This is a genomic window from Bilophila sp. (assembly GCF_057864385.1).
In genome coordinates this window covers 1-12391 of the sequence record NZ_DBMAFI010000014.1, presented here as the reverse complement: position 1 = coordinate 12391, position 12391 = coordinate 1, and the positions used below count along the sequence as shown (strand labels likewise).

10 protein-coding genes and 1 tRNA gene are annotated in these 12391 nt (G+C 59.8%); 5 read left to right on the top strand and 6 right to left on the bottom strand.

Annotated elements, in window-relative coordinates; genetic code table 11:
* The first annotated feature begins 34 nt into the window (after positions 1-34).
* The gene (locus tag ACZM8Y_RS06350) at positions 35-649 is read left to right on the top strand and encodes a DUF4125 family protein (protein WP_302552573.1); all 615 of its coding nucleotides are present in this window, start codon (positions 35-37) and stop codon (positions 647-649) included.
* A gap of 108 nt (positions 650-757) precedes the next feature.
* Here the strand turns inward: ACZM8Y_RS06350 and ACZM8Y_RS06345 are convergent, their stop codons facing one another.
* Positions 758-1147 carry a hypothetical protein gene (locus ACZM8Y_RS06345; protein WP_479859208.1) on the bottom strand — a complete coding sequence of 130 codons (390 nt, stop codon included), beginning with the start codon at positions 1145-1147 and terminating at the stop codon, positions 758-760.
* A gap of 47 nt (positions 1148-1194) precedes the next feature.
* Here ACZM8Y_RS06345 and ACZM8Y_RS06340 point away from each other — a divergent pair, with 47 nt between their 5' ends.
* Positions 1195-1857 (top strand): HAD family hydrolase, encoded by a 663-nt coding sequence (locus ACZM8Y_RS06340; protein ID WP_479859209.1) that lies wholly within the window; start codon positions 1195-1197, stop codon positions 1855-1857.
* Between the two features lie 163 nt (positions 1858-2020).
* Here the strand turns inward: ACZM8Y_RS06340 and ACZM8Y_RS06335 are convergent, their stop codons facing one another.
* The 3 genes from ACZM8Y_RS06335 to ACZM8Y_RS06325 form a co-directional block, all read right to left on the bottom strand.
* Positions 2021-4021: a DUF459 domain-containing protein gene (locus ACZM8Y_RS06335; RefSeq protein WP_489501672.1), complete on the bottom strand. Its 2001-nt coding sequence runs from the start codon at positions 4019-4021 to the stop codon at positions 2021-2023.
* An 18-nt stretch (positions 4022-4039) separates the two neighbouring features.
* Positions 4040-5488 carry an MBOAT family O-acyltransferase gene (locus tag ACZM8Y_RS06330; RefSeq protein WP_482330309.1) on the bottom strand — a complete coding sequence of 483 codons (1449 nt, stop codon included), beginning with the start codon at positions 5486-5488 and terminating at the stop codon, positions 4040-4042.
* Between the two features lie 135 nt (positions 5489-5623).
* Positions 5624-6787 carry an MltA domain-containing protein gene (locus ACZM8Y_RS06325; RefSeq protein WP_482330310.1) on the bottom strand — a complete coding sequence of 388 codons (1164 nt, stop codon included), beginning with the start codon at positions 6785-6787 and terminating at the stop codon, positions 5624-5626.
* Positions 6788-6957: 170 nt separating this feature from the next.
* Here ACZM8Y_RS06325 and ACZM8Y_RS06320 point away from each other — a divergent pair.
* Positions 6958-7032: transfer RNA gene (locus ACZM8Y_RS06320), tRNA-Gly, on the top strand.
* Between the two features lie 1250 nt (positions 7033-8282).
* On the opposite strand, the gene ACZM8Y_RS06315 is transcribed toward ACZM8Y_RS06320, so the two are convergent.
* Positions 8283-9212: a diaminopimelate dehydrogenase gene (locus ACZM8Y_RS06315; RefSeq protein ID WP_302554298.1), complete on the bottom strand. Its 930-nt coding sequence runs from the start codon at positions 9210-9212 to the stop codon at positions 8283-8285.
* A gap of 67 nt (positions 9213-9279) precedes the next feature.
* Complete coding sequence (locus ACZM8Y_RS06310) at positions 9280-9756, bottom strand: alanyl-tRNA editing protein (protein WP_302554299.1); 477 nt, start codon at positions 9754-9756, stop codon at positions 9280-9282.
* A 241-nt stretch (positions 9757-9997) separates the two neighbouring features.
* Here ACZM8Y_RS06310 and dprA point away from each other — a divergent pair, with 241 nt between their 5' ends.
* Entirely contained in the window at positions 9998-11287 is a 1290-nt protein-coding gene (gene dprA / locus ACZM8Y_RS06305) for a DNA-processing protein DprA (RefSeq protein ID WP_479859612.1), read from the top strand.
* Between the two features lie 36 nt (positions 11288-11323).
* Positions 11324-12343, top strand: coding sequence for a tyrosine recombinase XerC (locus tag ACZM8Y_RS06300; protein WP_479859611.1), 1020 nt, complete (start codon positions 11324-11326; stop codon positions 12341-12343).
* Positions 12344-12391 lie beyond the last annotated feature (48 nt).

Below are 12391 nucleotides of genomic sequence, written 5' to 3'. Positions count from 1 at the left end.
TATGATTCAGCATTATAATAAGATGGAGAAAAAAATGCGCGACGAACTGATGTCCGAGATCATCAAGCTGGAATGGGAGATGTTTTCCCACGTTTCAAATGTGGGAGGCCCGGCCTCCTGCCAGATGCGGCCCGACACCTTCAAGATCATGCGGAAGAGCCAAGCCGCCACATGGTCCGATGAGCTGCTCGCCAGCTATCTGGAAGATCTGAAAGCCGCCACGCGGGACGGCAGAAACATCATGACCGAAAAATATGCCCGGATGATGGAATCCACTTTCCCCGAAGAATACCGGAAGCTGGCGGCATCCCTTCCGCCCGTCGACAGGGAAACCTTGCGGAAGATCGAAGAAATCGTCGCGATCAACGTGTCTTGGAAAGCCGAGCTGTTCGACCGTTATCCCCGTCTGAGCGGCAAGGGCCGCCCGCTGCGCACCAGCGAAGACTCCGCAATGGAAACCTCCTTTGAAACGTACCTGCGGGGAGAACTGAAGACGTATTCAGCGCGCACGATCACGCTCCTGCATGAACTTACATTGCGGCAGCAACAGGATGGCGTAAACGGCGCGGAGCTGAACCTCCTCAATCAGGTGCAGCAGTACGGATACGCCACGCTCGAACAGGCCGAAGGCCATCGCGCGGGAGCCTAAAGGCGTCCCCGGCTTCCTGTAGGCGCGGCCTTCCTTTTCCGGTATGGCGCGCCTTCAGGAAAGCAAGCCGCCCGTAAAACGAACAGCCGAGACAAGGTATTCACATTTTCAATGAACGTGACGCCATAACAAACTGAAACAACAACTGAACTGTTTCAAAAGGCCGTGCCACAGGAAATGGTTGATGCTTTTTTCTTGAAGTTCCAAATGAATAACCGATAAAAGGCCCCAGCCATGAAGCCCGCCAACGGAAAACCGGAGAAAAGCTGTACTTTCACTATATTGTGGAGATAAAGCAGCCACATCCCCTATGGCAGAGCCTTTCAAAAAAACACCAGAAAAGTGAATGAATTGCCGAGTTCCCAAAGCTCCCGCCCACAGGGGATGCCGGCGGCCTTGGCGGTCATGGCGGCTTTCAGTTTCCAGAGAGAAGGGGAAGCGTACCCTGCGGCAATACACCGCCGCAAGAGGAAACCGCTTTCCCGCATACACCTTCATATGGCGGGGCTTGCGGCTTTTCCGGTGCCCATTGCAAGGAGTTTTTGATGCAGCTTTCCGCGTTCCCTTTTTCAACCATCCTTTTCGACCTTGACGGCACGCTTGTGGACAGCGCGCCGGACGTTCTCGAAGCCATTGCCGCAGTCCTGCGTGATGCGGGCGAGCCTGTCCCTCGGATGGAGCTCTCCATCATCGGCCCCCCGCTGGAAGGCATTTTCCGCGAAGTCTGCCCGGATGCCGACGACGCGAAAATAGCCCGCCATGTGGCCGCATTCCGTGACCTCTATTTTGGCGGCACCTTCCCCCAAAGCACCCCCTACCCCGGCATTTTCACGCTACTTGAACGCTTGCGGGCCAAAGGCTGCCGCCTGTTCGTCGCCACGCACAAGCCGGAGGCCGCCGCCCAGAGGATGCTTACGCTCAAGGGGTTCATGCCCTTCCTCGAAGGCGTCGGCTGCACGGACTCCCTGCCGGGCCGCCAGCTTTGCAAAAAAGAGATTATCCGCCTCCTTATGGAGCGCCATGCCCTCGATCCCGCTTCAATGGCCATGGTGGGCGATACGGCCCTCGACATCAGGGGAGGCAACGAACAGGGCATAGCCACCATCGCCGCCCTGTACGGCTACGGCGACAAAACGAAACTCCTCGCCGAGCGCCCGCGCTATCTGACCGACGACCCGGAATGGCATACGCTCCGCAAAGCCGAATAGCCCCGGCAAAACAGAGAAGCCGTCCTTTTCCCGTTCAGAGAAAGGACGGCTTTTACCATTATAATGTACTGCCCTGCCCGGCTCCGGCAAGTGCCGGTTTGAAGGGGAAACGGGGCGTGCAAGGATTTCCAGAGCCGCCACCGGCCCATCTCGGCGCCTTCCGTTACCGATGCAGCACCCCGGCATGGAACGCCGCATGCAGGGGAAGCTCATCAAGCCAATACGTCCAATCATGGAGGCCGGGCGCCTCGCGGTACTGATAGGAGAACCCGCCCCGGCGGAGCGTATCCCGAAAGGCGCGGTTCTCAGGCACGACATACGCGTCCTGCTGCCCCGTGGTAATGAGCATGGCGGGCGTCCCGGCGGCCTTCGACCGCTTCAGCAGCTCTTCGGCGGAATACGACTGCCACAACGCCTTATTGGATTTCATAGGGCCGAGCACGTCGCGGATCTTCCATTGGGCGGGATGCCGGGTAATGTCCATGACGCCGCTCATGGAGCTGACCGAGGCGAAGGTGCCGGGATGCCGCAGCGCAAGGACAAAGGAGCCGTGCCCGCCCATCGACATGCCCATGACGCCGCGCTTCGGCAGCACAGGGAAAACGCGCTCCACATACGGCATCAACTCGCGGACAAAAAAGCTCTCAATGCGGTTTTTCTTCAGATAGGGGCTGTCCGCGTACCAGCCGGTTCTTCCGCATGACGGCGCGATGAACACCAGCCGCTCGCGGGCCGCCAGCTTCGACAGCAGCGCCCCGGCCCGCGTGTTCCAGACGCCCGCATCTTCAAACGCGCCGTGCAGCAGATACACGACGGGGAACCGCTCGCCCGGCTTGCGGTCGGCGGGAAGGAACGCATAACAAGGGATTTTTCCCCCACGGAATGCGGAATCCACAGCGAACGGGATGCCGCCCTGCTCCACGGAGGCCTCGGCAGCAACGGGCAAAGAGGCCGCCGGGAGGGAAGAAGAAGAAGAAGAAGAAGAAGAAGAAGAAGATGATGATGATGATGATGGCAGGGCCTGAGGCGCGGAACGCTCCGCCGCCTTGCCCCTTCCAAGCAAAAGTTCCTTCTCGACGACAGGTTCCACGGCGGCGGAAAGCATGGCCCCGCCGTCCTCGGTCACATGCACCATATCCTTATAACGCAACCGGACATGACGCCCTTTGCCGTCAACCTTGAATGTCGTGTAGTTGCCCTGAGCGTCGGCGAGCACCTTGACCGTATCCACGAAGACGGCATGATACGTCTCGCAGGCTTCCTGCTGGAGCTTGCTCAAACGGCGGACGCGGGTTGAATACGGCTCCTTGCCCATGACGGGCAGGCCGACCCATACAGCCTTGGCCCCTTTCGCCGTAGCCACGGCAAGCAGGCGTTCGGCGCGGCTTCGATAAACCGCCTTCCACGATTCACTGTCGGCATGATGGCGCTTGCGGTTCTCGTCGATGATATCCTGAGGGTCATTGGCCCCCATGCAGATCACGACCATATCCGGGTTGTGCTTCTCCACCAGCTTTTCAAGCTGCGCGGGCCAATCAAAATAGTCCTGACGGCTGAGCCCGGTCGAATATTTGCCTTCGCGCACCACTTCCAGATCCGGACGCTTGCGCAGGGTACGCTGGAGCACGGGCCCGAACCCTTCCATCATCATGGAATCGCCCACAAGCAGCACCAGCGGCTTGCGTCCCGTTTCCGCCCGAACCGGAGGAAGCCCCCCTGTTTCCGGCTGCGCCGCGGGAGTGGCCTGCTCAGGCACGGCGGCGGGAGGGACGGAAACGGGAACCTCTTCAGCCGGGGGCTCCGGCTGTGCGGGGGAGGCTGCCTCACGGGAAAAATCCGCCAGCGCATCGGCTACGGGCCGCTGCGGGGCCGTGCTTGGAGCGGCGGACGGCCCCTCGACGGCCCCGATGGGCTTGTCCGTGTTGAACGCGGCCACCAGCCGGGTTTCCGCCCCCGAAAAGGCGGCGAGGCCCGTCGCTTCGGCTACGCCCTTCACCGCCTGCCCCACGACGGCGGCGGGCGGGAAATCAATGCCGACCCGATCCAGAAAGCTGGAAAAACGCGCCGCGTCCAGAAAAAGCATCAAGACGAAGGCCAGCGCGTACACGGCACAGGCACGGCCGGACGTGAGCGTTCCCCGCTCGGCTCGGAAAGGGTTCTTCATGCACGGCCCCTCATGAAATCAAAACTGGAAATAAATAAAAGGCATGACGCCATCCGGCCCCATCTTCAGGATAAAGCCGCCCACGAGCGCAAGAACCACGGCCTGCACGGCCCACGGCAGGCGCTCCTGCACATCCACGAACGCGGCGAACAGCCTCGCACCAAAAAGCTGCAACGCCAACCCTATGAGCACAGCGGGGATCACCAGCAGCGGGAACCCTTCGCCGGGCTGCCCGAAAACAAAGATACGGCGCAGGATTTCAAGGCTCCGCTCCATGTCTTCCGCCCGGAAGAAGACCCATAAGAAGGATACGAAGTGGAACGTCAACAGCCATGACGCGCCCACGCCGCACCAGTGCAGGGCCGGGCTGGACGTGAACCCATCCGGCCGGAAACGCTTTTTCAGTTCATGGAAGGCATGGACGACGGCCAGCCCCACCCCGTGCATGACGCCCCAGACCAGAAAACGGATATTCGAGCCGTGCCACAGCCCGCCGAGCGCCATCGTGATGATCAGGTTCAGGTAGCGGTTCCCCCGGCGGCTTCCGCCAAGCGGGATATACAGGTAGTCGCGGAGCCACAGGGACAGGGTGATGTGCCAGCGCCGCCAGAAATCCTGTATGTTCAGCGCAAGGTACGGCGAACGGAAGTTCTCCGGCAGGCGGAACCCCATAAGCCGCCCCACGCCGACAGCCATGTCCGAATAGCCTGAAAAGTCGCAGAAGATCTGTATGGAATAGGCATATACGGCGGCGAGGATCGTCCACGAGGAATAAAATTCCGGCGATTCGAACACGTCGCGCACGATGTGCTCTGACAGGTAGCTGGCGATCACGACCTTCTTGAACAGCCCGCTGAGAATGAGCGCGAACCCTTCCTGCAAGCCGCGGGAATCCCATGCCCGGTGCCCAAGCTGCGGCAGGAACTGCCGGGCGCGCATGATCGGCCCCGCCATGATCGTGGGGAAGAAGGACACGAACAGCAGCACGTCCAGAAACGCGCGCGGCGGCTCATCCGGGCAGCGGTAATGATCGATGGCGTAGGACAACCCTTGGAACGTGTAAAAAGACAGCCCCACGGGGAACAGGATCTCCATCGAAGGCAACGCATGGCGCAGGATGCCGGTGCCGAGCCCGGCGGCGCTTGCCAGCGATTCCAGCCCAAGGATGAGGAATTCGTAATATTTGAAGAACGCCAGCAAGGCCACATGCAGGGCCACGTCCAGCGCGATGATGCCTTTCCGCTTGCGCGGCTGCCCCGAAAAACGGGACATCAGGCGGACGGCCCCCCAGTTGAGCACCGCCACGGCCAGCAGCAACGGGACAAAGGCCATGCCCGCGAGCGCATAAAAAAAGAGGTTGCAGGCGAGCAGAAACGCCCTGTATCCCCCGTCCCTGTCGCGCAGCAGCCAGCCCGCGGCAAGGACGAACAGGAAAAAGGTTGCGAACTCCAGCGTGACGAAATTCATCAGTGCCTATCCGGGCAAAAGGTCATGCGCAAGGGTGCGCGATTTCCGCACAATAGCGAAAACGCACGCCCCTTGCAAGCAAACCGCCTCGGCGCCCTCGGCTATCCGCTGAGAAACGCTGGCGTTTTCAACATTTCATCGCGGCAGCAGCAGGAACACCGCGCCCCGGTTGTCCAGATAACTGGCCGTGTGCGTCGCCGTTTCGCCGTTGCCGCAGAACAAATCCACACGGTTGCGCTTGATCGCCCCGCCCGTATCCTGCGGCAGGGTCAACGCATTGAACGGGACGCTGTGCTCGCCCCCCTCATCGGGCAGCGTGACGTTCATCAGCGTCAGCAGGCCGTTGGGCAAGACGCTCTGGTCGGTCGCCACGCTCACCCACGGCGTGATCCGCCTCCCCATACTGCCTTTGGACCCCGAAGTCCCCGGCTTGCCGAGCCTGAAAAACACATAGCTGGGGTTCGTGTCCAGCAGCTCCCTCACCTGATCGGGGTGCGCGGCCAGCCATTCCCGGATGGAGAACATGCTCACCTCTTCCCGTTTCAGCAGCCCACGATCGACCATGACCCGTCCAAGCGCCACATACTTGTGCCCGTTCTGCCCGGCGTACAGCACAGGGCGCACCGAACCGTCCTCAAAACGCAGCCGCCCTGACCCCTGAATCTGGAGCATGAAGATGTCCACCGGATCTTCCACCCACGCCAGTTCCAGCCCGCGCCCCTTCAGCACGCCCTTGCAGTCGATGGCGTGACGGGTATGGTAAGGGCGCTTTTTGCGCAGATCCGAAGGGGATTTATAGATTGGGTACTGGAAACGCCCCTTGCGGACGTGCGAAGCCGGGATCTCCGGCTCGTAATAGCCGGTGAAGCCGAAGTCCGGGCCGATGCGTACCCAGCGGAAGTCCGAAGCCAGCACTTCCGGGGCCTTATCAAGGAAAGGAAGCAGGCGCAGCAAGCGTTCAAGCCCTTTTTCCATCTCGCCGTAGGTGACTTGAAGCGAAGGATAGTTCACGGCCACACGGGATGCAGGTTTCGCCCGCACGTAGGCAAGGCTCTGCTCCACCGCGAAACGCATATCCTTCCACGAGCGCATGCCTTGCCGGGCCGGATCCAGCCCCCGCGAGAGGCGCTCCGCCTCCGCCTCCGAAACCGGGAATACGCCGGGTGTTTCCAGCGGCGTGACGCGCACGGCCTCCGGCACATCTGGCTGGGCGACATCAGGCCGGATTGACTTCCCGCCGCAGGCGGACAGCAACAAACACAACAGGCAAGCCCCAAACAAGGAAAAACGGCGCGGCACGGCGGACTATCCTCACGCAACAGGTTGAAAAACAACAAAGCGTTTGCTGTGTACAGCATCCTCTCACCCGATGCAACGCCTTGCCTTGCCGGGCCCGGCAAAAAAATTTCTTTTGGGGTAAAAAAAAGCTTGACGGAACGCGCCGTCCGTTATAAACACTCCCTCGTTCTGCGGGAGTAACTCAGTGGTAGAGTGCAACCTTGCCAAGGTTGAAGTCGCGGGTTCAAATCCCGTCTCCCGCTCCATATATTTTTACCCTTGCTCACCATAAGGCTGGAGCGAGGGTTTTTCTTTGGTTCCGCTTCCTCAAGAGAAGCGTTATGAAATAGATGCACAACATTCCCGTGTACGGCTCTCAACATATCCGTTGCAGTGCCATTTCATAGACGAACATATCATTACGTTCATGAAGAAGGCTCGGAAAGGCGACTTTCCGGGCCTTTTTCAGTACATGGCTGGGAGAAAATCGGGGAAGGGAGGGAACCCCTTTCTGAAGAAAGTGTTTCCCTCCCTTCCCCGAACCCCATCCCTCCTTCCCCCAAGACTTTTGGCCTTATCGAACCCTGCTGGAAGCATTCCCGGAGCATGGCTGTTTCGGCTGTGCAATGGGTCTTGGGAAAGGCTAGGCCGTGTCGTTTGTTATATATAATATATTGAAATAATTAAATTATTTTTATATTGCAAAAATTATATTAATATTTTCAAATAATTATATACAAAACAACGACACAACCTAATAAGCGCTGGCATAAAATATGATAATTTCATTTGGCTGTGCCATAGGAAACGGCTGATGCTTTTGTGCCTTGAAATTCCAAATGGATAACCAACAAAAGGCTTCAGCCATAACGTCCACCAAAGGAAAACCTGGAGAAACAGGCCGTATTTTCACCATATTGCAGAAATGAAACGACCACATCCTATGACAGGCCCTTTCATTTCTGCGGCATAGTAAGGAGATGGCGTTTTTCCTCAGTTTTTCTGCCGTCGATCCTTATGACAGAAACATTTGAGCGGCTATCTTTTTGAGTTTCACAAAATAAAGCATCAGCCTCTTACTATAGCAGGACCTCAAAGTTGTTTTCGGGTGCGTTCCTGAATTTTTTGGCTGTATCATAGAAAATGGTTGATGCTTTTTTCCTTGAAGTTCCAAAGGAAGAGCCAATAAAAAGCCTTGGCCGTGGATTCCCCCAACGGATAAAAAGGCCGTATTTTCACCGTACTGTGGAGATGAAACAACTACTTAATGACAGAGCCAATCTTTTTGAATGATGGAACCGGGTTATTGGGCAAGGGGGGTTGCCGACGACCGCTGACGGCCGGCGAAATGGGGAAAATCGCTTATCCGCCGCGGCATGGCAAAATAATAACCATCCGCTATGCGGGTGTTTTTTTGTTTCGGACACTTCGCGCCCTCAACAGGCTGAAGCCCATAATGAAAAGGGCCTCCCCGGAGGAAGGCCCTTGAAAACACCGTACGGCTGCGGCAAGCCCGCTAGACGAGACGGCCGATGTTGTCGATGCGTTCGCCGGGCAGAAGCAGGACGGGCGGCACATCGATCAGCGTATATGCGCCGGGACGCCCGGACTGGGCGAGGCGCACGGCGGCGCGGGCGCTGGACACGAGAACCTGGGCGGTCAAAGCCGGGTTGTCGATGCGCATGTCGAACGTGAAATGCTGGTTGGCGGTGAGCCCGGAAGCGCCGACGCGCTCCATCAGCACGCCGTGGGAGGCGTCCGCCACGCGGGGCAGCTCGTCCTTGGTCACCTGCCGCACGTCCAGCGGATCATGGCTGAAATAGGGGTCGGCCTGAATCGCGGCTTTCACGGCCTCGAACGCCGCGCCTTCCTCAAGCACCACATAGACGAGGCGCGAATGGCGCCCGCCGCCCATAGGGATGGTGATCGAGGTGGCGTCGGCCACGCCTTCAATGGCGCGGGCGGCTACGGAGTGGCCCATGGAACGGCCGCGCCCGAAGTTGGTGAAGGTGACGCCCACAGGGGCCATCGCCTCAAACAGGGCGCGCATCACGGAGTCCGTGCCGGGGTCCCATCCGGCGGCGGTGACGGCTACGGCCTTGCCCTTCACGGCCTGCGCTTCAAGCTGGCCGATGGTTTCGACAATCCGGTCATGGATGTCGAAACTGTCCACAGTGTTGTATCCCTTGCCGAGCAGCTCACCCGCAACTTCGGGGATCTTGCGGGACGGGGCGCACAGCAACACGACATCCGGCTTGCCGGACACGGCTTCCAGATCCGCAAGGCTGGCGTATTCCGGAACGCCGCGCAGACCATGCACATCCTTTCCAAGGGATTCTTTCCGGCGAATGACGCCCACGCAGGTGAAATCAGGCTGGATTTCCAGCGCTTCGATGGCGTAGCGCCCGATATTGCCCAAACCCATAACGGCAGCTTTTATTGGCATTTTGGCCTCCAGAGAATGAATATCTTCAAGTAAAACACGAAATTCCCGTCTTGTAAAACGGTCTGGATCAGGCGTTTTTCTTCAATTTGAAGCGAATTCTGAGGCGTCCGGCCTCCTCATCGCCCTGCGGCGGGGTAAAATCGTGCGAAACCAGCCGAAACGCACCAACCTCAGATGTATTTTCCACATGCTCCCCAATGCAGGGGCAAATATCATAATCGCCCACGGTCACGATGCGAACCATCAGCCCCTCTTCGCCTTCAAGATGCGCCGGGAGCCGGCCAAGATCGACCAGCTTGCCCGCCTCTTCGCGGGGGAGCGTCTCCGTCCGCACCGGCATATGCTGCGCCAACACCTCGTTGATTCTTCGCTCCAGTTCGGCGGCCTCGGCGTCTTCCAACGGGCGCGGGAAATGGTAATCACATTTGGACTTGTCCGCATTCAAATGCGAACTGAACGAACGCCCGCACCCGAACATGCGCACCATCGTCTGGTTCAGCACATGCTCCGCCGTATGCATGAACGGATCATATTCCTTGCTCACAGGGACTCCTTTTCTTCTAAAGGGCTTGAAACCGCCCTACCCTACCCGATCCCTTCCCCGGAAACAATCCGTCCGCATATCCGGGGCATTCGCCTTTCCGATGATTTTCTAAAAAATTTATTTTGAATTTCACACAGTTAAAATTCAACGTTCATTGAAAACGTGAATATCCCGCATATCCCCGCCGCTTGAAATCCGGCGGTGTTCCCCGTATGCTGGAAAACCCAACATCAGGACGATCATGAAAAAAAACGACCTCTTCCCCGAACACGGCTCGCCCTGCCGCGAACTGCGCGAGCCCGAACGCCCCATCGACGCGCCCTACGCCGTGGACATCCCCGCCGTACCCACCGCGCTCGGCGCTCTGGACGCCGCCTCACGCGCCGAATTCTGGGCGGCGCTGGCCCTCTCGCATACCGGCGGGCTCGGCGCCAGAAGCCGTAAACGCCTTCTGGATGCGTTCGGTTCGGCATTCGAGGCCGTGCGGCGCGTCGAAGACTGGCGCGGGGCGGGCTTGCGGGAAGATCTCATCCGTGAGTTCCGCTCGGAAAAATGGCGCGGGCCCGCCCGGAAAGAATGGGACGCGGCCCGGAAACTCGCGGGAACCGTCCTGCTCTGGACCGACGGCCGCTACCCCGCGCTGCTCAAGGAATTGCCGGATGCGCCGATACGCCTCTATTGCCAAGGGGATATGAGCCTGCTCGCCAACCCCTGCGTGAGCATCGTCGGAACCCGGACATGCAGCAGGGAAGGCATCCGCGCGGCGCAGGCCATAGCCGGCGGCCTTGCGGCCTCAGGCATCACCGTGGTTTCCGGCCTCGCCGTCGGCATCGACAGGCAGGCCCATCTCGCCGCCCGCGATCTGCCGGGCGGAACCATCGCCGTGCTCGGCGCGGGGCCCGACGTCTGCTACCCCAAGGAAAATGACGGGCTGCGCCGGGCGATCATCCAACGGGGCCTGCTCATTTCGGAATACGCGCCCGGAACGCTCCCGGACTCCCGGCATTTCCCCATCCGCAACCGGATCATCAGCGGCCTTTCGCTCGGCGTCGTCATCGTGGAAGCCGCCCTCCGCAGCGGCAGCCTCATCACCGCCCGGCTCGCGCTTGAGCAGAACCGCGCCGTCTACGCCGTGCCCGGCGGCATCGGCTCAAAACATGCCGAAGGCTGCCAGAAGCTCATCCGCGACGGCGCACAGCCGATCTTTTCTTCCTCCGACATCCTTTCGGATCTGTCCGCCCAACTCAAGACGCTCTTCCCTCAGCCGAATTCCGCACCGCAGCCTTACAGCCTCGACGCGCCTCAGGAACCCTTCCGTCCCGTTCCCGCCGCCCCTCCGCCCCTCAAACAGCCGGATCGCGGAACCCTTGAAGGCCGCATCCTGACGCTCCTCGCCCAAAGCCCCCGCGCCATCGACGACGTTTGCCAATCCCTTGGATGCGATCCCGGCGAAGCCGGTTCCACGCTCATCATCCTCGAAGTGCGCGGCCTGATCCGCCAACGCCCCGATCTCCGCTACGCGTTGGCCTGATCTCCGGCCCGCCGTTTACATCATAAGGAATCCCCAATGCCCACCCACGCCCCCGCAATGCCCCCGCTTCCGCAGGATGTGGAACAGTTCCTGACATGGATGGCCGATCAAAAAGGCTTTTCCCCGGCAACCATCTCGGCGTACCGCACGGATCTCCTCCAGTTCGAGGAGTGGCTCCACCGCGAACAGTATACGCTCTCCCGGCCCGGCGAATTGGAAAAATACCACTTTCAGGATTATTCCGCACATCTTTTTCATGAAGGCCAAGCCCGCAGTTCCATAGGCCGCAAGCTCTCGGCCCTGCGCTCGCTGTTCCGGTACCTCATGAAGATGAACAAAATCGACAGGAACCCGGCAAAGCTCGTGCGCAACCCCAAGCGGGAGCTCCGCCATCCCACGGCGCTGAACGTGGATCAGATGTTCACCCTGCTGGACGAGGCCAGCGTGGAATCCGGCGGCGCGGCGGGCCTTGACGGTTCCCGGCAGGCCGAGCAGACGGCCACGGATCGCGAGCACGCCGGGCGCACCCGCGATCTCGCGCTGGCGGAACTGCTTTACGGTTCCGGGCTGCGTATTTCCGAAGCCCTTGATCTGGATGTGGACGATGTAGACCCGGCAAGCGGCTTTATCCGGGTTATCGGCAAGGGCTCCAAGGAACGTATAGCGCCGTTGAGCGACACCTCCGTCAGGGCGCTGTTCCTCTGGCTCAGGGTGCGCGCGCTCATCGCCCCGCCCGCCGAAAAAGCCCTTTTCGTGGGCAACAGGGGCAAGCGGCTCAACCGGAGGCAGGCAGCGCGGATTCTCGACGAGATCCGCAAAAGCGCCGGGTTGCCGCAGCATCTTTCCCCCCACACCCTGCGCCATACCTTCGCCACGCACATGCTGGAGAATGGTGCGGACATGCGCTCCGTACAGGAGCTGCTCGGCCATGCCAGCCTTTCAACTACACAGCGCTACACGCACATCACCCTTGATCATCTCATGCACGTCTATGACAAGGCGCATCCCCGCTCAAGCGTTCGGGGAAAGGGTGGAGAAGAAGGGGAGGACAGGTGATGTGGGGGAGGGGAGAGGGAACCCTTCTGGAGAAGGGTTCCCTCTCCC